The organism is Brevibacterium casei CIP 102111 (assembly GCF_900169275.1).
Lineage (GTDB): Bacteria > Actinomycetota > Actinomycetes > Actinomycetales > Brevibacteriaceae > Brevibacterium > Brevibacterium casei.
Genome location: NZ_FXZC01000004.1, coordinates 461,145 through 485,810 on the forward strand (window position 1 = coordinate 461,145; position 24,666 = coordinate 485,810).

Below are 24,666 nucleotides of genomic sequence, written 5' to 3' on the forward strand. Positions count from 1 at the left end.
CCATGGGCTCCGAACTCCTGATGCTGGCGATCGGCTGCGTCCTCGTCCTCATCATCATCGCCGCGAACGGGTACTTCGTCGCCCAGGAATTCGCGTACATGTCCGTCGACCGCTCGCGGCTCGCAGCCCGCGCGGAGACCGGGGACCCCGCCGCCAAGCGGGCGCTCGCCGTCACCAAACGCACATCGTTCATGCTCTCCGGCGCGCAGCTGGGCATCACCGTCACCGGTCTGCTCGTCGGCTACGTCGCCGAACCGATGATCGGCCAGTCGCTCGGCGCGCTCCTCGGGGGACTCGACATCCCGCCGGCGGTCACCGTCGCCGTGACGACCGTCGGCGTGCTCCTCGTCGCGACGATCGTGCAGATGGTCTTCGGCGAGCTCTATCCGAAGAACCTCGCGATCGCCGCCCCCGAGACCCTCGCGCTCGCCCTCGCCCGGTCGACGCAGATCTACCTCGCCGTCTTCGGCTGGCTCATCGCGATCTTCGACGTCGCCGCGAACCTCTTCCTCAGGCTGTTGCGCGTCGAACCCGTCCACGACGTCGACCCGAGCGTGTCCGCCGACGAACTCCGCCGCGTCATCGAGGAGTCACGGCAGACCGGCGACCTGCCCGCCGACCTCTCGCTCCTCATCGACCGAGTGCTCGAGTTCCCCGACGCCGACGTCGAGCACGCGATGATCCCCGGCTCCCGTGTGGCCACGGTCGACCACGAGGTCACCCTCGGGGAGCTGCGCGAGCTCATGGCCCACGCGCACAGCCGCTACCCGGTCCTCGACGAGACCGAGGCGCCGGTCGGAGTCGTCGAGCTCGTCGACCTCCTGCGCACGCGTGAGCCGATGGACGCTCCGGTGACGACGATCATGCGTCCGCCCGTCGTCGTCCCCACCCTCATGGCACTGCCCGATGCGCTCGCGGAGATGAACCGCGGCGATTCGCAGCTCGCCTGCGTCATCGACGAGTACGGCGACCTCGCCGGCATCCTCACGACCGAGGACGTCGCCGAGGAGCTCGTCGGCGAGATCACCGACGAACACGACGAGGAGAGCCCCACCGCAATGGTCGAAGAGGCCCCACGGACCTGGATGGCCGACGGAGGCATGCCGCTCGACGAGGTGCGCCGCATCGTCGGCTACGACCTGCCCGAGGGCGACTTCGAGACCCTCGCGGGGCTCGTCATCGCCACGAGCGGCGGGTTCCCCGAGGCCGGCGACCGGGTCACCGTGCCCGTCCTCGCCGAGGCGTCCGACCTCCTCGCCGACGACCCCGTCGAACGCGAGCTCGACGTCGAAGTGCTCACCGTCGACCGGCACGTGCCCGGGCAGATGCGGGTGACGCTCATCGAGACCACCGCCGATGACTCGGCCGCCGACGATTCGGCCGCCGACGACCCTGTTGCGGATGGCCGCGACACGGGTGAGTCCGCCGCTGAGGAAGGGAGGGACCGATGACCGACGCACCGCTCTTCGTCATCGTCGGCACGATCGCACTCATCGTGCTCAGCGCGTTCTTCGTCATCATCGAGTTCTCCCTGCTCGCCGCCCGCCGGCACCGACTCGAGGAGCAGGCGTCGACGTCGGCGCCTGCGCGGGCGGCGCTGCGGGGAATGAATGAGCTGACGATCATGCTCGCCGTCGCCCAGTTCGGCATCACGATCTGCACCTTCGCCCTCGGTGCGATCACGAAGCCTGCCGTCGACGCGTGGTTGGCTCCGCTCTTCACCGCGGTGGGCGCGCCGTTCTGGCTCGCCGACTCGGCCGCCTTCGTCCTCTCCCTCCTCTTCGTCACGTTCCTCCACCTCGTCATCGGTGAGATGGCGCCGAAGTCGTGGGCCATCGCCCACCCCGAGCTCGCGGCGACGATCATCGCCCTGCCGGCCCGAGCCCTCGCGTGGCTGCTGCGGCCTCTGCTCGTCTGGGTCAACAGCGTCGCCAACAGGCTCGTGGCCGCAAGCGGATACACACCCGCGGAATCGCGGGCGCTCGGCGGGCAGGACATCGATACGATCCGGCAGCTCGTCGAGCATTCGGCGGCCGCCGGCGAACTCGACGACGCCTACCGCGACCAGCTCACCCACGTCTTCGAACTCCAGAGGATGAGCGTGGGCAGCCTGCTGCCCGGCGGGACGCGTGCCCTGACCTCGGTGCCGGAGACGGCGACGGCCGGGCAGGTGCGCGACCTCGCGGCGGAGTCCGGGCACATGCGCATCCTCGTCGAGCGCGCGGGGAAGGCACCGGGGGTCGTCCACGTCCGCGACGTGCTCCTCCTGCCCGCCGACCACGGGATCGAGGAGTTCACCCGCGACTGCCTCGTCCTCGACGCGGAACTGCCGGTCCACGAGGCGCTCACCCTCATGCGCGACGAGGCCGAGCAGCTCGCCGTCGTCACCCGTGACGAGCGCATCGTCGGGGCGGTGACGATGGCCGACATGCTCCGGCGGATCCTGCCCGACGGGTCGAGTATCACGCTCTGAGTCCGGGCCGGACTTCCTGGAGCGAGCCGCGCGGAGAGTTGGCGTCAGCCGGGCGGAGAGCACGGGTGCGGGCGGAGCGGACCGGCCGCCTCGGCGGGGTGAGCTGGGACACCTCCGTGTCCGATCCATGGGTTATGCTGGCACGACGACCGACCCAGGAGGTCCGGGCCCGCCTCAGGCGGGCCGGTCGTGGAGCGCGCGATCGTCCGACCCGCACCCCGGTCGGCAGGGTGCGCGCGGCGTCACCGGCCACCCTGCGGCGACTGCGACTGTGCCAGCGTCCGACCGGCTCACCGGTCCGACCTGCGATTTGAGACCACGACGACGGCCGCCGAGGCGGGCCGTCCCCACTGACGATGAGGATCATCGATGACGACACCGACCGCTGGCGACAAGGGACAGACTCCGGCAGCTGCCATCACCGAAGACGAGATCTTCGCAGGACACCACCACGGCAAGCTCGCCGTCGAACTCACCCGTCCGCTCGAGACCCAGCGCGATCTCTCGATCGCCTACACCCCGGGCGTCGCCAAGGTCTGCACTGCGATCGCCGAGGAACCGGAGCGGGCGAAGGACCTGACGTGGACCGGCCGCCTCGTCGCTGTCATCTCCGACGGCTCGGCGGTGCTCGGTCTCGGGGACATCGGCGCGACCGCCTCGCTGCCGGTGATGGAGGGCAAGTGTACGCTGTTCAAGCGCTTCGCCGGTCTCAACGCGATCCCCATCGTCATCGACACCAACGACGCCGACGAGATCGTCGACACGATTGTGCGGATCTCCCCGACCTTTGGGGCGATCAACCTCGAGGACATCTCCGCACCCCGCTGCTTCGAGATCGAGGACCGGGTCAAGGCCGCCCTCGACATTCCGGTCATGCACGATGACCAGCACGGCACCGCCATCGTCGTCCTCGCGGCGCTGATGAACGCAGCGAAGGTCGTCGGCAAGGACATCTCCGACCTCAAGGTTGTCATCTCGGGCTCCGGTGCGGCCGGCGTCGCAGTGACGAAGATCCTCCACGAGGCGGGAGTCTCCGACATCGTCGTCCTCGACTCGAAAGGCATCGTCGAATCCGGGCGTGACGACCTCACCCCGACGAAGCAGGCGATCTCCGACAACTCGAACCCGCGCGGCATCAGCGGGGGAGTGGGCACTGCGCTCGACGGAGCCGACGTGTTCATCGGACTGTCCTCGGGCACGGTCGATCCCGAGCTGCTGGCCCACATGGCCGACGACGCGATCATCTTCGCGCTGTCGAACCCCAATCCCGAGGTCGCCCCCGACGTCGCCGCGCAGTACGCGACGGTCGTCGCCACCGGACGCAGCGACTTCCCCAACCAGATCAACAACGTCCTCGCGTTCCCCGGAGTCTTCCGCGGCGCGCTCGACGCCGACGCCACGTACATCACCGAGGAGATGAAGCTCGCCGCTGCCAGTGCGATCGCAGCGCTCGTCGGCGACGACCTCTCACCCGACTACATCGTGCCCAGTGCGCTCGATGAACGCGTGGCTCCCGTGGTGGCCGCCGCAGTCGAGGCGGTTGCGCGGGGATGAGCTGCGCCGGACAGCGCTTTGCCGGTTGTGCTGTCTGAGGCGCCGACGTGAAGGCTTCACGTCACCCTCAGAGACCTCCGCGAATCCAGAGGGTCCTTCCAACCTCACGGGTGATGCGTGGTCTGTGACAATGACTGTGGATGGGCGGGGCGGGTGACCGCGCCGTCGAACGGAGAGCTCCATTACATTCATTGTCAAGCAGCAGCCGGGGTCTTCGCCTCGTAGAAGGCCCCGGCCTTGACCGTCGCGAACAACACGTTCAGCCGGCGACGAGCCAGGCACATCACCGCAGCATTATGCCGCTTCCCCTTAGCCCGTTTCCGGTCGTAATACGCCCTCGACAACGGGTCATGACACGACGCCACCCAGGCCGAGTGGAACAACGCGTTCTTCAACCGTTTGTTCCCCGCCCGCGACGGAAACTCACCCCGAATCGATGTTCCCGACCGCCGCGTCTCCGGAGCAATACCCGCATACGCAGCCAGATGCCCAGCAGTCCTGAACGCGAAGAAATCACCGGCCGCCAGGAGGATCTGAGACGCGGTCTTAACGCCGACTCCCAGCATCGACGTCAAGACCTGAAGAAGAGGGAGCGAATCAGCCAACTCCGCAGCTTCTGCCTCGATCTCTCCCCCGTTCAACCTTCAACGCCTTGATCCTGGCGGCATGCCGCGGCACCACCGACTCCGAGGCCTGACTGCCGGGCACGGTCACCGTCTGCTCAGCCAGAGCGTCAAAGATCGCATCGATCAGGGCCGACGGGTCCTTGCGGGCATGGTTGCGCGCCCACCGCTTCACTCCCGACTTCCCCGCCGCCCGCAACCCCGCCGGACCGCGGTACCGAATCAGCAGGTCCAACACGATGCTCCTGGTCAACACGGTGTCATTGAAGACACGCTCCAACGCGGGGTGGATCTGGAGCAGCAACGAGCGCAGCCGGTTGATCGCTCTGGTGATGTCGTGAGCGAGGTCTTCTTCCGTGCCGGCTAAGATCTTGAGATTTGCCAGCCCATCGGACTCCTGATCCACCGACCCCAAGGTGTGTGGCATCGTGCGTGCAGTGTCAGCGATGATGAACGCGTCCCTGGCATCCGTCTTAGCCTGCCCCGGATACAGATCGGCAGCCTTGCGCATCGCCAACCCGGACAAGTAGGCGATATCGGCACCACTATCACGGGCGACCGCGACGGGTAACGCACCGATCGTGTTGGGCTGATCAACGATGACGAGCACACGGCCATGCTCGTCCGTCAGAGTCGTGATCACGTCCCGTAGCGCGGCTTCATCCTGCGGGAGTTCGTGGTCATAGACTCGCTCGCCTCCCGGGTCGAGCCCGCACCCGTAATGGCTGGTCTTGCCGACGTCGAGACCTAACCAGACGTCGTATTCGGTGTTCATGAGAGTCCTCCTCGACCATCAGTTCCTTGGTCGCAGGTTTTTCATGACACCCGATGCTGGCACCCACGTTACGACGAGACCTCAGACAAAGCCGGGCCGAGCCCCTATCAGCAGTCAACGCGCGTCCTGGATTCCTAGCGGTAACACCCCCGGATAATTGATGACAGGGCAAATCGGCCATACCAGGACGAGCGCCCAGACCCCGTTCGGAGCCTACGAATAAATATAGGGGCACCCCCCCCGGGCGATCGCGACGTCCCATTCGAGCATGGGCCGGCCAGGCGAATCACAGGGAATCTTGTGAATGTTATGAATCTGTGACCGAAATCGGAGCGATGCATAGTAGGTTGATTGTTGAACTTGCAACGAGAGCCCGCCGTGTCTCAAGCTCGGCAACCCTTCATCCCCCGATCCGGTTCTCAGAGATCCCCCAGCAACCCGCGCAGATTTACGATCGAGGAACAGTATGGCGTCCGTCACGAACCTTTTCGCCGCGAATCCCCAGCGGAACGCGAATCGCGCGGCGCGAGTTCGAATGCTCCTCTCGGCTGTCGTCGTGCTGGCCCTGCTCTTCTCAATCAGCGGCGTTCTCACGTCACCGGCTCCCGCCCAAGCAACTGAATCAGGGCTCGGATCCGCCCCCTCGTCGCCGAGCGAATCGCCGAGGCAGAACGAGGAAACCTCGGGCTCGGAACTGCAGAACGGTGACAATACCCCACGTACTGAACCAGAGTCGACGAGATCTCCGACAGCCGAGCAGTCTGCACCCTCGTCCATGCCCAGCGTCCCCGCACAGGCGATGATCGCGTGTGCCCCGGGCAACGTCTACTCGATCACCTCCGCTGGCCAGCTTCGACACGTCACACCCGACGGCACGGCCACCAACGTCGGTACAGTACCGAGCGGAGCAATCACTCAGTTCAACGGCCTCGGCATCGGCACGGGTGGTGGACCGGTCTACGCGTATGACCGCACCAATTCGACAACTGCGACCTTCTACCAGTTCAATACCGCCACCGACACGTGGAGCAGCCTCGGCCTGACCTACAACACCGCACTGACGGCGAATGGCGGGTTCAACGGCTCACTCGTTGCCGGGGCCGTCGACCTCAAGACCGGCGCTTATTTCTTCGGCGGATTCGTGTCGGGAGCTCAGCAGTTCAAGCTTTGGCGTTACAACCCGTCCGCTCGCACCGTCACCTTCATGGGTACGGTCAACACTCCGGGAGCGGGAACCAGCGCGAACGGCGACATCGCTTTCGACAGCGCAGGAAACCTCTTCATCGTCCGCAATGAGAATCGTACCGCCACCGAGGTGGAGACGAAGATCTTCAGTGTGACCGACGTGGCGCTCGCGGCTGCCAATGGGGGTGCGATTCCGGCAGCCGCGGGTTCCTCAATGCGAACGGTTGCGAGAGTCACGGGCGTGGCGTTCGACTCCACCGGCAAGGGCTACCTCGGAGCCGGCAACGTCATCACGTCCTACGACACTCCGGGCTGGAACAATCCGTCGACCTTCACGAATCAGCTGACTGGAACATCTGACCTCGCCTCATGTTCCTCTCCCGCGACGATCACTCTGGAGAAGGACGTGAAGACACGCGTCAACCCAGGCGACCAGTTCAATCTCGAGCTCAATCAGGGAACGGTCAGTCTCGGCACGGCGACGACCACAGGAACTGCCAACGGCGTCCAGTCCGAGCGAGTCGGCCCGTTGCCCGTCGCCCGCAATGCGACGATCAGACTGAGTGAGACGGCGGCAGGGACGACGGACCTCAGCAGGTATGCGTCGAGTTACAGTTGCACTGCCGATGGAAACCCGATTGGCATTTCTGGTACTGGGACTTCTGCCGCCATCACGATTCCAGCCACAGGCAATGAGATCGTGTGTCAGTTCAGCAACTCTCCGCTGACGGCGAATGTGACGATCAACAAGAAGACACAGAATGCCCAAGGCGGCAACGAACAGAACGCCTCGGGGTGGACAGTCGGTGCCGCGACGACGGCGACCGCCGGAACCGCTACTCAGGCACCGGCCGCAACGACTCAGCAGACTGACGCGCAGGGCAACGCGAAGTGGACGCTCAACTTCGGCTCGGCGTCCTCGCGTGCCAACCTGGCAGTGCGAGAGGTCCAGCGGTCTGGCTTCGCCTTCCAAGGCGGTTCCTGCCGAATCACCCGCCTCGACGGGACGACTCAGACGATCACCCTCAACGGTGCCGACAGTCAGACGCTGTCCTCCGCCATTCAGCCGGGTGACCAAGTGGACTGCGGATACGTCAATCGGCAGTCGACCGCTTCGGTGACGGTGAACAAGGCCTGGGATATCGACAGTGAGCGGTTCGCCAACGGCAGCCAGCCCGCCGGAATCAGTGCCACACTCATGCTCGACCCGGCCGGCCAGCCCGCCGGTGACCCGGAGTTCGGCCAGACCCGCACCGGCTTCGCCGTCAACGACACTGTCAGGATCGGAGAGACGACGACGATCGATGCGCAGAAGTTCCCAGGTTGCACCTTGAAGTCGAAGACGATCTCGGGGCCAGGCATCGATGGGACAGTGCCGTTGACTGACGACTTCAGCACGAAGCTGCCAGGTGCCGCGAACACCTACACAGTGACGAACACCGTCGAGTGCCAGACGCTGACGATCACCAAAAACGTCGAGAACGATAACGGCGGAACACTGACTGCCGCGGACTGGAACCAGCGCCTCTTCGCGAAGCAGGGCACCAACCCTGCAGTGCCCTACGACTCGGGTGAGAAGAAGTACGTGACCACAGGCTCCTACGTCATCTCCGAGAACAGCCTGCCCGGCTACGAGCAGGTCTCGATCAGGTGCACCGGGGCCACCTACGACGAGTCGACGAAGACGGTGACCATCGCTGCCGGGCAGAACGCCCAGTGCATCGTCGCGAACGCGGATTCCTCGGGCACGGTCTCCTGGGAGAAGGTCAACGAGTCCGGAGCTCCTCTTGAGGGCTCGGAGTGGACGATCAGCGACGCGGCCGGCAACGAGATCCCCCTCGACGACTGCGTGGCGACCTCCGCTGAGGGATGCAGCGGCCGTGACGTCGACCCGGAGGCCGGCCAGTTCCGCGTCGAGTACCTCGACTGGGGCGACTACACCCTCGTCGAGACCAAGGCTCCGGCCGGGTACGTCCTCGACGAGACCCCGCGTCCGTTCACCATTTCCCGCGATCGGCTCGATTTCGCCTTCGAGGAGCCGATCGCCAACGAGCAGGCCAGTTCGCCTGAGCTGCCGTTCACCGGCGGCATCGGAACGACCGGTTACATCATCGGCGGGGTGGTTCTTCTCCTCGGTGGTGCGGCCGGCGCGATCTGGCAGTACCGACGTCGAGCGCACGGGAGGAGCTGACCCACTATCCGATTCCCCTTGCGGGGTGCGACTGACATGCTCCACACACGTCACGTGCAAACGACAACCGACTCACAAATTTATACGAGCACCGGAAGGAACAACCAACCATGAAAGCGACTCTGTTCACGCGGATGAGGTGGATCCCTGTCCTCGCTGCAGCGGCTGCGCTCAGCCTCGTCGGGGTCAGCCTCGACGCGCCGACCGCCGAAGCTGCGGGCAACATCAACCCCGACACCCCGTCGTCACTGACGATCAACAAGTACGACGGTGACCAGGGACCGCGCGGCGACGGCACCGAGATCGAGGACACCTCGTCCCTCGGCACCCCGCTCGCCGGCGTCGAGTTCACGATCCGGCAGGTGCTCACGGCCAACGGCGAAGAGGTCAACCTCGACACCGCGGCAGGCTGGGACGCCATCGACGGAGTCGTCGTCGCAGACGTGCTCGCCGGCGACGGATTCACCTTCGGCGATCCGATCACCGTGACCACCGACGCCAACGGACAGGTCACGCAGTCCCTGCCTCACGGCCTCTACATCGTCGAGGAGACCGATCCGGGTCCGAACAACATCGTCTCCCCGGCGCAGCCGTTCCTCGTCACCCTGCCGCTTCCGCAGACCGGCGGTCAGTGGCTCTATGACGTCAACGTCTACCCGAAGAACAAGACGAACCAGACGACCCCGACCAAGGAGGTCTCGGGTCCGACCGCTCCGGTGCTCGGCAACGACGTCACCTGGACGATCACCGCGCCGATCCCGGGCAAGGCCGGCGACGACACGTACCGGTCGTTCACCATCACCGATACCCTCGACCCGCGACTGACGTGTAAGAGCATCACGGTTGAGGGCTTCACCGCCGGAACCGACTACACGGCCACCTGCTCGGGTCAGACTGCGAACATCGAGTTCACGGCGACTGGACTAGGCAAGCTCGAAGGCGGTCACAACGTCGTCATGAACGTCGTCACCACCGTCACCTCGCTCGGTGACAACGGCCAGATCGAGAACAAGGCGATCGTCTCGACAAACGGGTCGGAGGTCACGACCAACCCGGCGAAGACCAACTGGGGGCCGCTCGAGATCCTCAAGTACGCCGACGACGACACGTCCGCCACCCTCGGCGGGGCACGGTTCGAGATCTACGAATCGCGCGACGGCGCGGAGCCCATCGGCGAACTCACCACCGGCGAAGACGGCACCGCGTCGATCAGCCTGTGGGTCGGCAGCAACGACGTCACCTCGCGGGACTACTACCTCAAAGAGGTCGCGGCACCGGCCGGCTACACGCTGCCTGCGGATCCGTGGACGACCGTGACCGTCCAGGCCAACGGCGAATCGAACCCGACGGTCGTGCAGATCTCCAACCAGCAGAAGGAGCGCGGTGAGCTTCCGTTCACCGGTGCCAACGGCCAGCTCATGCTGACCATCCTCGGCATCGCCCTGCTGCTGCTCGCGATCGGCGCCGCCGTGATGCGCTACACCCGGGCCCGCAAGGCCTGAGGACAACGTCTCCTGCCGAGGCTGCGGTGATGCCGCCGCCTCGGTGAGAGGCAGAGCCGGGGCCGAGAGATGATCACGTCTCTCGGCCCCGTCCCGCACGAACCATGAGATGCTGGAGATATGACCGCGACCCTCACTGATCCCGCACCAGCGGATCCGACACCGCCGAAGCCCCGGTGGAAGCTGTCGGTGCCCGCGGTGATCATCGCGGTGCTCTTCCTCGTCGGCACATGCGTGTGGACCTACCCGTCGATGGCCGCCTGGTTCTCCCAGCTCGACCAGTCGGAGGTGCTCAAGAACGAGACGACGACCGAGGACCCCAACGCCCCACAGAACGCGGAGCAGCTCAGACTCGCCGACGAGTACAACAAGAAGCTGCAGGCCGGAGGCGCGCGGATCAACGCCGGACAGCGTCTGCCCCAGCCCGGCCAGAGCGCCGGCAAGGACCCGAGCGGCACGCTCGGCTACAACGACATCCTCACCTCCCCGTCCAGCGACGTCATGTCGCGGATCCAGATCCCCAAGATCAACGTCGATCTGCCCATCTACCACGGCACCTCGGACGAGACCCTGCTGCGCGGCATCGGCCACCTCGAAGGCACGGCGCTGCCCGTCGGCGGTGTCGGCATGAACACCGTCGTCACCGGTCACCGCGGCCTCGCCGAAGCGGAGATGTTCACCAACCTCGACAAGATCGGCAAGGGCGACTACTTCACGTTCAACACCTTCGGTCGCGTCGTCACCTACCGGGTCATCGAGACGAAGATCGTCGACCCCGACCAGACCGAGACGCTCGACCCCGTCGCCGGCAAGGACCTTGCGACCCTGGTCACCTGCACCCCGCTGGGCATCAACACCCAGCGCATCCTCGTCATCGGCGAACGCGTCATCCCCACTCCGCCGGACGCCCTCAAGGACGCGACCGAACCGCCGGACATCCCGGGCTTCCCCTGGTGGATCGTCATCATGGCAGGCGGTGCCGTGGCCGGTGCCGGCTACGTGTGGTTCGCCGGCCGTCCCGTCAAGCCCAAGCCCCGCCCCGCCCGGAAGCCCGCGCACTGACCGGCCGGGCATCCGCCTCGGCGAGAACCACCTCGGCGAACCGCCTCGGCGAATCGGTGAGACCCTTCCCGAGGCTGAGGGCCTCCTGCACGCCCGCCGAGGTGGGGGTGTGGGAGGATTGAGAGCGTGCCGAACGTTCTCACCCCCCTCACCCCCGAAGGGCTTCCCGCGCTGGCGGAGAAGCCCGGAGTCTCCTACATCATGCCCGTGCTCAACGAAGCCGAGCACATCAGGCAGGCGATCACGACCGTCCTCTCCCAGGACTACGACGGCGAGAAGGAGGTCGTCCTCGCCCTCGGCCCCTCGACCGACGACACGGACGCGATCATCGCCCGCATGGCGCAGGCCGATCCGCGCGTCCAGACCGTCGACAATCCCGAGGGCGCCACCCCGATCGGACTCAACCGCGCGATCCGGCACACCCGCCACCCGATCGTCATCCGCGTCGACGCCCACTCGGGCCTCGAACCCGACTACACCCGCCAGGCCATCGAGACTCTGCGGGAGACGCAGTCGGCCAACTGCGGCGGTCTCATGCGCGCCCGCGGGAAGTCGGCCTTCCAGAAGGCCGTCGCCCGCGCATACATGTCCCCGATCGGACTCGGCGGACCCGCCTACCACTCCGGCGACGAGGCGGGGGAGTCGGAGTCGGCGTACCTCGGCGTCTACCGCCGGGAGGTGTTCGACCACCTCGGCGGGTTCGATGAGGACATCCGACGCGGACAGGACTGGGAGCTCAACCTGCGCATCCGCTCGGCCGGGGGACGGATCTGGTTCAACCCGGACATGGAGGTCACGTACTGGCCGCGGGGAACGTGGTCGAAGATCGCCCGACAGTTCTGGGCGACGGGCATCTGGCGTGCCGAGCTCATCCGGCGGTACGGGTCGAAGAACTCCCTGCGGTACTTCGCGCCGCCGCTGCTCGTCCTCGGCATGGCCGCGAGCGTCATCGAGGCCCTCCTCCAACTGACCGGGCGCACGAAGCGGTGGCCGAAGCCCGTCCGACGCTTCACCTCGCTCGTCCACGTCCCCAGTCTCACGTATATCGCCGGCATCGTCGCCGCCGCGGGAACCGCGAAGGACTGCGGACGCCGCGAACGGTTCTGGTTCGGCCTCATCCTCCCGACGATGCACCTGTGCTGGGGAGCGGGCTTCCTCCGCGGCCTCGTCACCGGCGCCGGATCGACGAAGGACGGCAGCCGATGAGTGAGGACCGCATCCCGATGCCCGAACAGCCGGAGCCGAAGAAGTTCAACGCGCCCCTGTGGGCCGGAGCCGTGGTCGTCGTCGGCCTCATCATCGTCCTCCTCGTCAACGTCTTCGGCGACAAGGACACGCTCACCGTCGACGACCTCAACCCACCGGCCGTGGCCGCCCTCGACGGCGGCTCGGAGGTCTACCCGCCGAACTCGGAGCTCGCCTTCACCGAGAACGTCAAGTTCGGCTACCTTCCGGCCCCGACGCTGACCACCCTCGACGACGGCACCGTCGTCGCCGCCGACCCCGAGACCGCCGCCGAGACGCTGGGACTGCCCGACGGCCTCGGCGGGCTCACCGTCGATGAGTTCGAGGACAGGACGATCGCACCCCCGCGCGAAGGCACCGAACCGGGCACGCCGATGACGTGGCAGCAGGTGCTCGACGCCGTCGCCGGCAGCACCGTGGTCGTGCCGCTCATCCCCGACACGGCCACCGCGGAACCGGCCCTGGCCGCGATCGCGAAGGCGGACATGGCGGCCTCGACGATCGTGCGCACCGCCGACGCCGAGGTGGCCCGCGCCGCCGCCGATGCCGGGATCGCTGCGATGTTCGTCGGGGATCCGACCGCCACGGCGGAGAAGGAGCTCGCCGATCAGGGGTACACGATGGTCGCCGTCGACGCCGCCGATGCCGGTGACTGGACGGACTCGGGTCTGGGGGTCTGGGCGACCGGAGTCGCAGACAAGAAGCAGCTCGACGACCTCGCCTCACAGGGCGTCATCGGCGCGCTGGCGACGAATCCGTACGCGGTCCTGCCCTCGACCGTGAAGACGAACTGAGTGTGACACGATGACCGGGGACCCGCCTCGGCGGATCCGCACCGCTCGCCCAACGAACAGGAGACGACCATGACGCAGCCCATCGGCAATCCCTCCCACATCGGCAACCTCGATGCCGGGCAGCTCGGCCCGCAGCCGACGTTCCTGCCCGACGACCACCCCGACGTCGAGGCGAAGCGCCGCCTCGATGCCGGTGAGGAGGCCCTCGACATCGTCGCCGACCTCCCCGCCTCGTCGCTCGCGTGGGCGGTGCTCGCCGATGAGGCCCACGCCGAAGGTCGACTCGTCGACTCCTATGCCTATGCCCGTGTCGGCTACCACCGCGGACTCGACGCCCTGCGCGCCGCGGGTTGGCGCGGCGCCGGTCCGATCCCGTGGTCGCACGAGGTCAACCGCGGGTTCCTCCGTGCGCTCTATGCCCTCGGCCGCGCCTCGGCGGGGATCGGGGAGAGCGAAGAAACCGCGCGCATCGAGGAGTTCCTCCGCTCCTCCGACCCGGCAGCGATCGACGCCATCGTCGCGGGGTGAGCACTTCCTTCGACGATCTCATCGCCCTCGGTGCCGACGCCGACGTCTCCGGGTGGGACTTCGCGTGGCTCGAGGGCCGCGCCACCGAGGAGCGGCCCCCATGGGGCTACGCCCGGCAGCTGGCCGAGAGATTGGCTGCCGCCTCGGCGTCGCTCGACATCCAGACCGGTGGGGGAGAGGTCCTCGCCGAGGCGACCCGGTTCCCACCGACGGCCGTGGCCACCGAATCGTGGCCGCCGAACATCGCACGGGCCACCAGCCTCCTCCATCCTCGTGGCGTGGTCGTCGTCGCCGATCCCGACGAACCCCCGCTGCCCTTCGCCGATGCCGCCTTCGACCTCGTGACGAGTCGACATCCGGCGACGATCTGGTGGGAGGAGATCGCTCGCGTGCTCCGACCGGGTGGGACGTACTTCGCCCAGCACGTCGGTCAGGCGAGTGTCTTCGAACTCATCGAGTTCTTCCTCGGCCCCCAGCCTCAGGCCAGGCGGGCGCGGCACCCCGACGACGAGGCCGCTGCCGCCGAGGCGGCGGGCCTCAAGGTTGTCGACCTCCGGACCGCGGACCTGCGCATCGAGATCCACGACGTCGCCGCTGTCGTCTACCTCCTGCGCAAGGTCGTCTGGTGGGTGCCCGGCTTCACCGTCGAGGGATACCGGGACCGCCTGCGCGAACTCCATGAACGCATCGCCTCCGACGGTCCGTTCGTCGCCCACTCGACCCGCCATCTCATCGACGCGCGGCGGGTCTGAGGCGTCTCCCCGAGGAGGATCCAGTTCGAAATCGGGCTGGGATTCGAACCGGATCCTCCTCGGGGACGCGCTTTGACGCCCTGCCGGGTTGTCTTCCCGCCACTTCGGCGACGCCCAGTGGCTCGATCGGTTCCCTTCGTGCAGTTAAGGCAATAGAATGAAATGCACGGTACGCACGATTGGAGTGGGTGATGGGTGCTGTTTCCGGGTCGAGTGCGGACGCCGATGGCGGACAGCCGGTCCACGACGCTGTCGAATCTCTGCGCGCTTCGCTCGGAGGACTGTCTCCCCACGCTGCGATCACCCGTTTGGACGAACTCGAAGACAATCTGCGTCTCCTGCGATTCGAGGTGCTCGAGGGCGAACTGCAGAGCAGCATCGCGAGTGCGCAACCGAGCCCAGCCATTGCGGCCGGCCTGGCGGCATCCCAGCGACGGCTGGCCGCGCTCGAGGGCAGTGACGAGACGCGTCTGCTCAGTGCGGGTGAGATGGCTGAGTATGTCGGCCGCGGACGCAACTGGGCAGCTCAGCGTTCCAAATCCGGCAGCCTCATCCGCGTCGAGCATGCAGGCAGGACGCTCTACCCCGCCTTCCAGATCGATCCCGAAACCCGAACCGTCCGTGATTGGGCCGCTCCGATGGCTGCCATGCTCGACGAGCTCGGGTTAGACGGTCGAGACTTCGCGATCTGGGCGGCCGCGCCCTCTCCGAGGTTCGCAGGCGACCTGCCGGTGCGGAGCGCGGGAGACCCCGAGTTCCTCTCTATGGCAGCGGCCGCCCTCGCGGACGTCTGATGGCGCGGCCGGTGGCGACGCCGCCAGACCCCTTTAGGCCCGCCGAGGACCTGGTTCCTGCAGGGGCCGTTCTCCTGCGTGTGTACTCGCCGGGGCCTACGAACCGTGCGCCGAACGACTTCAATCCGGGAACGTCCTTGGCAGTCCGGGCGACGCAGAGGGACGATGTCTTCCCGGTTTCGCGGTTCTCGTTCTTCCTCGACGATGCAGAGCCCGCGAGGCCGGTCCCGACGCTTTACGCGTCGCCCTCAGAGAACGTCGCGCTCTGGGAGACGCTGCTTCGCGACCGCGCCCCTGACGACACCGATGCCCTCCCACGCGTACTGTTCCGCGGTCGGGTGTTGGCACAGGTCCGGGCGAGCCGGGACCTCAGGGTCGCCTCTCTGGCAGGCGCTGACATGCACACGCTGAACATGCCGCGGGACGAACTGACATCTCCCGGGTCGAACCGATATGCGGAGACGATTCACTGGGCGCGCACCGCTTGGCGAGCGGGCTTCGACGGAATCCGCTATGTGTCTCGGCGAGATCCCTCAGGGCTGGCCTTCGTCTTCTTCGACTCGGGGCAGTCGGCCCCATCGTTCGAGCGAGCCCGGCCAGGGGACATGCTGCAGTCGTTCGACGACCTCAGTGACGATGGCGGCTTCGACTGGCTTGCGGCCCGACTCGCCCGTTGGGGCATCGTCGCTGAACTCTGACCTGCCGACGGAGCGAGGAGTGGGGGAGCCAGAGGCTGCGGTGGGTCGACGCGGCGAGTGTGAGGACTCGCCACCGAGGAGGACCGGGTGCGAAAACCAGCCCGGTTTCGAACCGGATCCTCCTCGCGGAGGCAACCGACGGTTGGGCGAGGGCAGACTTGGGCGCTCCTGGCGGCGGAGGTCGAGCCTCGGGCCCGCGCTGTAGCATGGGTGGGAGACTCACGGGGTGCGATGGGCCCCGGAATGACGAGGCAGAGTGGGAGCAGGGCGTGGCGAGCGAAGCCGTCGAGAGATCGGCCGTCTATGACGTCGACGCCAGCGACCCGCAGCAGAGCCTCGTCGACCGCTCCGGCATGGACCCCGCCGACGTCGAGCAGATCACGGAGCTCATGACCGCCTTCGGCGAGCTCCGCGACACCGAGCAGGAGATCTCCGAGGCCTCCCGCCGCTATATGCGCCTCGGCGCCACGGACATGAAGGCGCTTCATTACCTCATCGTCTGCCGTCATCGCGACATCCTCGGCACACCCGGCGGGATCGCCGCCCACCTGACCATCTCACCGGCGGCGACGACGAAGCTCCTCGACCGGCTCGAACGCGGCGGCCACATCACCCGCGCCCCGCACCCGCACGACCGCCGCGCGCAGACCGTGTCGATCACGCAGGGAACCTACGCCTCGGCGATGGAGACCGTCGGTCGGCAGCAGGCGAGGCGCTTCCACGCCGCAGCCCGACTCACTCGGGACGAACGTGAGGTCGTCATCCGCTTCCTCCGCGACACCCGCGAGGAGATCGCACTGAGCGGGCAGGGCTGGGCAGAGGCCGACGCCGAGTCAGACTCCGCCTCCGACCAACCGGGCACCTGACGCAACCCCAGCGGACTGGGTCGACGCTTGAGTCCGAAGTGCTTCGAGTGCACACAGCTGCACTCGAAGCCCAGCACAGGTCCCTGCCCTGGCGGTCGTCACGCCGCCACCCTTGCGTTCAACACTCAGCCACGGCATTCAGCGTCGGGCAAGCAGCCTCGTCGCCGACGACTCGCGCTCGTCCTTCGTCGCTGAACGCGCATCGGGGCGGCGCGGGCGCGCATCGGGGCGGCGCGGACGTGCAAGCCGCGAGGGCCACCACAGTCGGTCGCCGATCCAGATCGCCAGCGCCGGCACCAGCAGGGTGCGGACGACGAGGGCGTCGAGGAGGACGCCGAGGGCGACGATGATCGCGAGCTGGAGGAGGAACTGGATCGGAATGACAACGAGGGCGGCGAAGGTCGCGGCGAGCACGATGCCCGCGCTCGTGATCACCCCTCCGGTCGCCGACAGACCCCGCAACGTCCCCTCCTTCGTGCCGTGGCCGAAGGTCTCCTCGCGGACCCGGGTCATGAGGAAGATGTTGTAGTCGATGCCGAGGGCGACGAGGAAGACGAACGCATAGAGCGGCACGGACGGATCCGACTGGGGCTGTCCGATGAGCTGGAAGATGAGCGCGCTCAGCCCCAGCGCCGTGCCGAAGCTGAGCACCGTCGTCGCAAGCAGGACGAGCGGCGCGACGAGGGAGCGCAGAAGCAGGGCGAGCATGATCGTGATGACGACGAGCACGATCGGGATGATCACCGACCGGTCGGCTGAGGAGGTCTCGTTCGTATCGAGGTCGACGGCCGTGCTCCCACCCACTGCCGCATCGTAGGGGCCCAGCTCAGCCCGGAGGTCGCGGACGGTCTGTTCGGCCTCGAGGGAGTCCGCAGGATCTGAGAGGGTGACGGAGAACATCACCTCACCGTCGATGACGGTCGGCTCGGCGGCCGGGGCCTGCGCACCGCCGGGACCGCCTCCGGCCGGGCCTGCGCTCTCGACCTCGCTGGAGGCGTCGACGGGAACGGTTCCGGACGGCGAATCCTGGGCGATGAGCGCGACCCCGTCGATTCCGGAGGTCCGGGCGATCGCCTCGGCGACCTTGCCCCGTTCCGAATCATCAGCGAGGACGTAGGCGGGGGTGCCCGATCCGCCGGGGAAGTGACGGTCGATGACGACCTGCCCGTCACGGGCCTCGGACTCGCCGAGGACGAACTCGCTCTGCGGGACCCCCTCGGCGTCGAGGACGAGGAGACCGCCGCACCCGAGGACGAGGACGACCGTGACCCCGGCGGCCATCCGCTTGGGACCTGCGGCGACGACACGGCCGATGCGGGACCAGGGCCCAGTCGCCTCGGGGCCGGTGAGGACAGGATGGGCGGTGCCGAACCGCGGGGCCCGGGGCCAGAACGCGACACGGCCGGTGACGGCGAGGAGGGCCGGGAGGAACGTCAGCGACGTGAGCATCGCGCAGACGATGCCGATTGCGGCGACCGGGCCGAGAGCGGAGTTCGACCCGAGATCGGACAGAAGCAGGCAGAGGAGACCCGCGATGACAGTGCCGCCGGAGGCGGCGATCGGCTCGAGCACACCCCGTACTGCCCGCCACGCGGCCGTGCGCGGCGACTGGGTGTCGCGCAGCTCCTCCCGGTACCGGGCGATGAAGAGGAGGGAGTAGTCCGTGGCCGCGCCGATGACGAGGATGAAGAGGATCCCCTGCACCTGGCCGTTGAGCGTGACGACGTCGGCTCGGGCGAGGGCGACGTTGAGGAGGACGGCGGCGCAGAGCGCGGTCATCGACGCGAGGAGGACGAGGATCGGCAGCAGGGGGGAGCGGTAGACGATGACGAGGATGACGAAGACGACGGCGAGGGCGACGAGGAGGAGGATGCCGTCGATGCCGCTGAACGCCTCCTGCAGGTCGGCGGTGAAACCGGCGGGTCCGCTCACCCACACGCCGAGGTCGTCCGGCAGGACCGTCTGCGCCTCGGCTTCCAGCGCGGTGACGGCGTCGCCGACCTCGGCGTCGGAGGGAACGGCGACGACGATCTCCGCTGCCTGCCCGTCCTCGGAGGGGATGACCGGGGACGCCGACGCCCCGGGGACCGTTGCCTCGGCGGCATCGGCAAACTCCTCGAGACCTGTGCGGTCCGCCTCGGTGAGGCCGTCACGGCGTTCGGCGACGATGATCGCGGGCACGGCATCGGAGCCGGTGAACTCCGTGATCGCGTTCTGCACGCGGGTCGACTCCGCGCTGTCGGGGAGGAAGCTCGACCGTTCGTCGGAGGAGACCTCGCTGATGTCGCCAAAACTCGCACCGCCGAGGCCGAAGACCGCGAGCCAGGCGAGGATGAGCACGGTGGGGATGAGGATGCGGAGGGCACCGGGTGACCGAGAGGAGTCCTTCATGCGGTTAGTATTTCACCAAGTTAACTAAACTGCCAGACGACGAAGCGCCCGAGCGCCGAACCGCTCCCCGTGGGATGGCGGTTCGGCGCTCGGGCGCTTGAGCCGGTCGGAGGCACACCTGACGGTGGGCTCGGTGGTCAGCCGACCGTCAGTCGGCGATTCCTCGACCGCTCACCGACTGCTCACCCGACCGTGGGCCGGGTGAGCGCGGTCAGGTCAGCCCTGGCGGTAGCCGTCCTCGATGGCCTGACCGACCTCGGCGTCGATGTTCTTCCAGTAGGCGAACACGTTCGAGAGGACAGGTTCCTCAACATCGGCCTTCAGCATATCGACGACCGTGTTGACGAGCTCCTGGCGCTCCTCTTCGGAGTAGACCTCGCGCACAAGCGTGTGCGCCTGACCGAAGTCGTCGTCATCCCTGTGCAGGGTGTAGGCCATGCGGACGAGCTCGCCGTCGGCCTCCCACCCGTTGTCGACGACGCCCTGCGTGTCCTGGTAGGCGCGACCGTACGAGTTCGGCGCGTACACGGGTGCAGCACCGGTGTGGTGGTACTGCATGTGTCCTTCCTTGTCGTAGTTGTTCGTCTTGACGACGGGGGCGTTGACCGGCAGCTGGTTGAAGTTCGTGCCGATGCGGTTGCGGTGCGCGTCAGGGTAGGAGAACACGCGGCCGAGCAGCATCTTGTCCGGCGAAACTCCCGTGCCGGGCACCGTGTTCGACGGGCTGAACGCGGCCTGCTCGATCTGCGCGTAGTGGTTGATCGGGTTCTGGTTGAGCGTGAACCGACCGACCTCGATGCGCGGGTAGTCGTTCTTCGACCAGATCTTGGTGAGGTCGAAGGGGTTGAACCGGTAGGTCTTCGCGTCCTCGTACGGCATGATCTGCACGTGCAGCGTCCACGACGGGAAGTTGCCGTTCTTGATCGCATCGAAGAGGTCGCGGCGGTGGACGTCGGCATCCTCTCCGGCGAGCTTGGCGGCTTCCTCGTTCGACATGTTCTCCACACCCTGATCGGTGAGGAAGTGGTACTTGACCCAGAACCTCTCGCCGTCCTCGTTGACCCACATGTACGTGTGCGAGGAGTAGCCGTTCATGTTCCGCCAGGTCTTCGGCAGGCCGCGCGGACCCATGAGGTAGGCGACCTGATGCGCTGACTCGGGCGAGAGCGACCAGAAGTCCCACTGCATGTTCGGGCTGCGCAGCGCGGAGTCGGGCAGGCGCTTCTGCGAGTGGATGAAGTCCGGGAACTTCATCGGGTCACGGACGAAGAAGACAGGGGTGTTGTTGCCGACCATGTCGAAGTTGCCGTCTTCGGTGTAGAACTTCAGGGCGAAGCCGCGGACATCGCGCCACGAGTCCGGGGAACCGAGCTCGCCGGCAACGGTGGAGAAGCGCGCGAGCATCGGTGTCGTCGTCCCGGGCTGGAGGAACTTCGCCTTCGTGTACTTCGAGACGTCACCGGTGACGACGAATTCGCCGAATGCGCCGGAGCCCTTCGCGTGCGGGCTGCGCTCGGGCACGCGCTCACGGTCGAAGCGGGCGATCTTCTCGACGAGGGCGACATCGTGAAGGAGCAGAGGGCCGTCAGGACCCACGCTCAGCGAGTGTGCGTCCGACTCCCGCTTCGTTCCCACCTCGGTCGTCGAGGGCTTCTTCGGATCGAACCACTGGTCGACCTGTTCTTCGGGCGTAGGCATATTCGTTCTCCATTCGCTTCGATGCTGAAGAGGAGTGACACGCGTATGACTGCAGGTCACACGGCAACCTCTGTTCCCACTTTAGGCATGTCGGGCCGTGACAGTAAAGGCCGGTGAACCTGCCGTTCTCACCAGGCAAGATGACTGCCGTGATGCGGCAGGGGTGGGGGCATCTGCGGAGATTTGAGCAGAACGTGCATTGCCGGAAAGAAGCCTGTGGATCCGCCGGTGGGGCGGTGAGGCAATCCTGCCGCCGAGGTGGATCAGACCGGCCCGCCGAGGCGGATCAGACCAGCCCGCCGAGCAGGAGTCCGAGGCCGGCGGCACCGGTGGCGAGCACGAGGGTGCCGAGCCCGCTCGTCGCGCTCGCCCACCATGCGCGCTGTTCGAGGAGGCGGACGGTCTCGTAGCTCGCCGTCGAGAACGTCGTGTACCCGCCGAGGAAGCCCGTGCCGATGATGTGGAACCATTCATTGGGCAGGAGGCTCCCTGCCGCCAGCCCGGTGAGGAATCCGAACACCAGAGAACCCGAGACGTTGATCGCGATCGTCCCCCACGGTGTCGCCCCACGGGTGCGTGACCTGACGAGTCCGTCGAGGACCATCCGCGCCGCCGCGCCGATCCCGCCGGCCACGGCGATGCCTGCGAAGAGCAGCGGCGTCATCGGCGACCCCCGTTCCGACGAGGCGCCCGGGCGGCGGGGTCGCTCGCGCCCGTCGGGTCGGGCGCGAACGTCCCGGCGGGGGAGTCCGTCGCCTCCGCAAGGGTCGCCTTCGCGCGGGTCGCCGCCGTGCGGGTCGCAGGGGTCTGAGTCGTAGCGTGCGGGCGCTGGGCTCGCGTGATCGTGCCGAGGGCGATCCCCGCCCATGTCGCGAGCCCGCCGATGATGAGGGTCGCGAGCCCATAGCCGATGCCGATCCCGGTGGAGGCCGTGACCGCGGGGACCCCACCCGCCGACTCCGTTCCCGGCACCCCGCCGAGGAGGAGCGCCGCATCCGTGGCCAGCGCGCTGTACGTCGTGAACCCGCCCATGAACCCGGTGCCGACGAGGAGGCGCACTCGGCGTCGGGCGCCCTCATCCGGCCCGCGCCGGGCGAGGGCGGAGAGGAGGAGTCCGAGGAGGAACGCGCCGAGGAAGTTGATGCCGAAGATCGCCACCGGGATCCCCGCGAGGGAGGGAACGGTGAGACTGATCGCCTCCCTGGCTGCCGTCCCGAGCGTGCCGCCCGCAGCGACGAGGATGAGGGAGGACGCTCGCAGGTGGGTGGGGGCGGTGCTCATGGTCTCTCCTACCTTTCGGGCATGCTGGCGCCGGTCGAGGTAGGGACTGTTGTCGGAGCGGACTGCTCCGCGGTTGGGTACGGCGAGCCCCACCGCCGTGACGGATGCGCGTCTCTGTCATTGTGGCACATGCGTCGAGGCGGTGGGGCTCGCGGTGATCATCGCGGGGCGGGGTGTCGGCCGCCGATGTGGTCAGCCCTCGCGGATCGTCATCGAGGTGAGCTTGTCTCCCTTGGTGGTGAACCTGAACGAGGACCGCCCATTGGCGTAGTTCGACTTCCAATCGCCGACCACGGTGACGGAGTCGTCGTCAGCGCTGACTTCCTCAGGGGTGAGGACGCCCTGTGAGCCGATGAACTCCTTGTCACTCCAACCTTTGATCTCGTCACGGCCGGTGAAGGTGCGACCCCAGTCATCGACGAACGCGTCATCGGTGAATGAGTCGAGGAAGCCTGCGTCGTCATGGGCGTTGACGGTGGCGATGAAGTCGGCGACGGGCTGGGGGATGGACTGGTCGGTCATGATTCCTCCTGAGTCGGCTGGTCTCAGCCAAGAGGCTGGAGTCCCAGCGGTGAAGGGGTGGGCGTCGGCTCAGCGGGTGCTGAAGCCGCCGTTGGGGAAGATCGTCTGGCCGGTGATCCACCAGCCGTCGGTGGTGAGGAAGCGGACAATCGGGGCGATGTCCTCGATCTTCGTCAGCTGGTTGCCCATTGCCTGCGACTTGAGGAACTCGACGCGCTCATCGGTCTCCTGACCGTAGAGGAACGGAGTGTCCATCGGACCGGGGGCCAGGGTGACGACGGAGATGCCGCGATCAGCGTACTCCTTCGCAGCGGCCCTCGTGAAGTGCTCGACCGGGGCCTTGCCGCCGGCGTACGTCGAGTACCCGTCGGTGAACGCCGCGAGCAGCGAGGTGGCCATCGTGACGATCTTCCCGTTGTCGGCGAGGTTCTTGCCCGCCTCCTTGATGAAGAAGTACGCGGCCTTGGCGTTGACGGCGAACATCTCGTCGAACTCCTCCTCCGTCGTCTCGACGATGGGCTTGCGGAGCACCTTGCCGACGGTGTTGAACGCGATGTCGATCGGGCCCAGCGCCGAGGCGGCATCGGCGAAGAGCTTCTCGACGTTCGCCGGCTGGGTGAGATCCCCGGTGAGGAGAACGCCCTTGACACCTGCGGCTTCGACCGCCGCCAGGGTTTCCTCGGCATCCGGACGGGAGGATTCGGAGTTGTAGTGGATCGCGACGTTGGCCCCCGCCTCGGCGACCTGCCGGGCGACGAGGCCGCCGAGGTTCTTGCCGCCGCCGGCGATGAGGACGTTCTTGCCTTCGAGGGTGTGGGTGGTCATGTCTGCTCCTGATCGGTCGTGACGATAGGGACTCTGCGGCCAATGCCTCGCGGAGGCTTCCCGCAGAGACGAGATATAGCGTCGGTACATCTCGTTATATCGACAGTACACGATAATATAGCGATATGACAGAGGGATCTTCGCTCGATACACAGGCGGTCGATACACGCACCCGCCTCCTCAACGCCGCGGCCGACCTCATCGCCGCCGCGCCGGGAGAGGACTTCTCGCTGCGTGCCGTGTGCGACGCGGTCGGGGTGAAGATGCCGACGCTCTATCACTTCTTCGGCAGCAAGCAGGGACTCATCGACGCCGTCATCGAACGCGGATTCGACATGTACCTCGCTGAGAAGTCCGCGGCAGAGCCGAGCCACGACCCCATCCAGGCGCTGCGCCAGGGCTGGGACGCCCACGTCGCGTTCGGGCTCGAGAATCCCGGCTTCTACACGCTCATGTACGGCAAGGTCCGGCCCGGCCATTCGCCCGACGCGCAGTCGAGGCCCGGCGAGATGCTTCGGGCAGTGACGAAGCGCGCCGAGGAGGAGGGGCGACTCGTCGTCGGCTACAAGGAGGCGGCCGCCCACATCATCGCGACGAACATCGGGGTGACGCTGCGCCAGATCATCCTCGGCGAAGCCGATCCCGACCTCTCAGCGCACGTGCGCGAAGGCGTGCTCGCAGCGATCACCGGGACCGGGCCCGCCGGGGCGGGCGGCGAGGCGGATGTCCGCCTCGGGCACGCGGTCATCGAACGCGCCGCCGCGAACCCGGAGATCCTCGGCGAGACGGAGACTCAGCTGCTCATTCAATGGATCGGTCGCCTCGGCGAGACGACAGGGTAGTCTGTTCCCACAGTGTCCCAGCTGCCGATCCGGACGCAGGGGCTCGCACCGAGACGCAGCGACGC

Annotated in this window: 20 protein-coding genes and 1 pseudogene; 14 read left to right on the forward strand and 7 right to left on the reverse strand. The window is 67.2% G+C overall.

What is annotated here, in order from left to right; genetic code table 11:
• Positions 1-2: 2 nt before the first annotated feature.
• The 3 genes from BC102111_RS11870 (at position 3) to BC102111_RS11880 (ending at position 4,027) form a co-directional block, all read left to right on the forward strand.
• Positions 3-1,451, forward strand: coding sequence for a hemolysin family protein (locus BC102111_RS11870; protein ID WP_063249998.1), 1,449 nt, complete (start codon positions 3-5; stop codon positions 1,449-1,451).
• Positions 1,448-2,473: a CNNM domain-containing protein gene (locus tag BC102111_RS11875; protein WP_101624432.1), complete on the forward strand. Its 1,026-nt coding sequence runs from the start codon at positions 1,448-1,450 to the stop codon at positions 2,471-2,473. Before BC102111_RS11870 ends, BC102111_RS11875 begins: the two co-directional genes overlap by 4 nt.
• Positions 2,474-2,842: 369 nt before the next feature.
• Entirely contained in the window at positions 2,843-4,027 is a 1,185-nt protein-coding gene (locus BC102111_RS11880) for an NAD(P)-dependent malic enzyme (RefSeq protein WP_101624433.1), read from the forward strand.
• A gap of 194 nt (positions 4,028-4,221) precedes the next feature.
• On the opposite strand, the pseudogene BC102111_RS11885 reads toward BC102111_RS11880, so the two are convergent.
• A pseudogene (locus BC102111_RS11885) lies at positions 4,222-5,425 on the reverse strand (IS110 family RNA-guided transposase).
• 775 nt (positions 5,426-6,200) lie between these two features.
• Between BC102111_RS11885 and BC102111_RS11890 the strand changes: the two are divergent.
• The 10 genes from BC102111_RS11890 (at position 6,201) to BC102111_RS11935 (ending at position 17,042) form a co-directional block, all read left to right on the forward strand.
• A complete protein-coding gene (locus tag BC102111_RS11890; RefSeq protein WP_232252553.1) occupies positions 6,201-8,801 on the forward strand; it encodes a SpaA isopeptide-forming pilin-related protein in 2,601 nt (866 codons plus the stop codon).
• Positions 8,802-8,911: 110 nt separating this feature from the next.
• Positions 8,912-10,303, forward strand: coding sequence for a SpaH/EbpB family LPXTG-anchored major pilin (locus tag BC102111_RS11895; protein ID WP_101624435.1), 1,392 nt, complete (start codon positions 8,912-8,914; stop codon positions 10,301-10,303).
• 120 nt (positions 10,304-10,423) lie between these two features.
• Complete coding sequence (locus BC102111_RS11900; RefSeq protein WP_009380349.1) at positions 10,424-11,365, forward strand: class C sortase; 942 nt, start codon at positions 10,424-10,426, stop codon at positions 11,363-11,365.
• Between the two features lie 126 nt (positions 11,366-11,491).
• On the forward strand, positions 11,492-12,571 hold the full coding sequence (locus tag BC102111_RS11905) for a glycosyltransferase family 2 protein (RefSeq protein WP_101624436.1): 1,080 nt from the start codon (positions 11,492-11,494) through the stop codon (positions 12,569-12,571).
• Entirely contained in the window at positions 12,568-13,404 is an 837-nt protein-coding gene (locus tag BC102111_RS11910) for a hypothetical protein (protein WP_101624437.1), read from the forward strand. Before BC102111_RS11905 ends, BC102111_RS11910 begins: the two co-directional genes overlap by 4 nt.
• 69 nt (positions 13,405-13,473) lie before the next feature.
• Positions 13,474-13,932, forward strand: coding sequence for a DUF3151 domain-containing protein (locus BC102111_RS11915; protein WP_063250005.1), 459 nt, complete (start codon positions 13,474-13,476; stop codon positions 13,930-13,932).
• Positions 13,929-14,684, forward strand: coding sequence for a class I SAM-dependent methyltransferase (locus BC102111_RS11920; RefSeq protein ID WP_063250006.1), 756 nt, complete (start codon positions 13,929-13,931; stop codon positions 14,682-14,684). The genes BC102111_RS11915 and BC102111_RS11920 overlap by 4 nt, the downstream gene beginning before the upstream one ends.
• Before the next feature lie 191 nt (positions 14,685-14,875).
• Positions 14,876-15,478, forward strand: coding sequence for a hypothetical protein (locus tag BC102111_RS11925; protein ID WP_144589155.1), 603 nt, complete (start codon positions 14,876-14,878; stop codon positions 15,476-15,478).
• An 11-nt stretch (positions 15,479-15,489) separates the two neighbouring features.
• Positions 15,490-16,176 (forward strand): RES family NAD+ phosphorylase, encoded by a 687-nt coding sequence (locus BC102111_RS11930; RefSeq protein ID WP_162909091.1) that lies wholly within the window; start codon positions 15,490-15,492, stop codon positions 16,174-16,176.
• Positions 16,177-16,445: 269 nt separating this feature from the next.
• Complete coding sequence (locus BC102111_RS11935; RefSeq protein ID WP_101624438.1) at positions 16,446-17,042, forward strand: MarR family winged helix-turn-helix transcriptional regulator; 597 nt, start codon at positions 16,446-16,448, stop codon at positions 17,040-17,042.
• Between the two features lie 138 nt (positions 17,043-17,180).
• Here BC102111_RS11935 and BC102111_RS11940 read toward each other — a convergent pair whose 3' ends face one another.
• From BC102111_RS11940 to BC102111_RS11965, 6 genes are all read right to left on the reverse strand, one after another.
• Positions 17,181-19,433 carry an MMPL family transporter gene (locus BC102111_RS11940; RefSeq protein ID WP_101624439.1) on the reverse strand — a complete coding sequence of 751 codons (2,253 nt, stop codon included), beginning with the start codon at positions 19,431-19,433 and terminating at the stop codon, positions 17,181-17,183.
• A 216-nt stretch (positions 19,434-19,649) separates the two neighbouring features.
• On the reverse strand, positions 19,650-21,131 hold the full coding sequence (locus BC102111_RS11945; RefSeq protein ID WP_101624440.1) for a catalase: 1,482 nt from the start codon (positions 21,129-21,131) through the stop codon (positions 19,650-19,652).
• Positions 21,132-21,417: 286 nt separating this feature from the next.
• Positions 21,418-21,795 carry a fluoride efflux transporter FluC gene (locus BC102111_RS11950; protein WP_101624441.1) on the reverse strand — a complete coding sequence of 126 codons (378 nt, stop codon included), beginning with the start codon at positions 21,793-21,795 and terminating at the stop codon, positions 21,418-21,420.
• A complete protein-coding gene (locus tag BC102111_RS11955) occupies positions 21,792-22,412 on the reverse strand; it encodes a fluoride efflux transporter FluC (protein WP_101624442.1) in 621 nt (206 codons plus the stop codon). Before BC102111_RS11955 ends, BC102111_RS11950 begins: the two co-directional genes overlap by 4 nt.
• A 192-nt stretch (positions 22,413-22,604) precedes the next feature.
• Positions 22,605-22,934, reverse strand: a complete 330-nt coding sequence (locus BC102111_RS11960) for a nuclear transport factor 2 family protein (protein WP_063248929.1) — start codon at positions 22,932-22,934, stop codon at positions 22,605-22,607.
• A 69-nt stretch (positions 22,935-23,003) separates the two neighbouring features.
• Complete coding sequence (locus tag BC102111_RS11965) at positions 23,004-23,759, reverse strand: SDR family oxidoreductase (RefSeq protein ID WP_101624443.1); 756 nt, start codon at positions 23,757-23,759, stop codon at positions 23,004-23,006.
• 125 nt (positions 23,760-23,884) lie between these two features.
• Here BC102111_RS11965 and BC102111_RS11970 point away from each other — a divergent pair, with 125 nt between their 5' ends.
• Complete coding sequence (locus tag BC102111_RS11970) at positions 23,885-24,601, forward strand: TetR/AcrR family transcriptional regulator (protein ID WP_101624444.1); 717 nt, start codon at positions 23,885-23,887, stop codon at positions 24,599-24,601.
• The last annotated feature ends 65 nt before the right edge of the window (positions 24,602-24,666 follow it).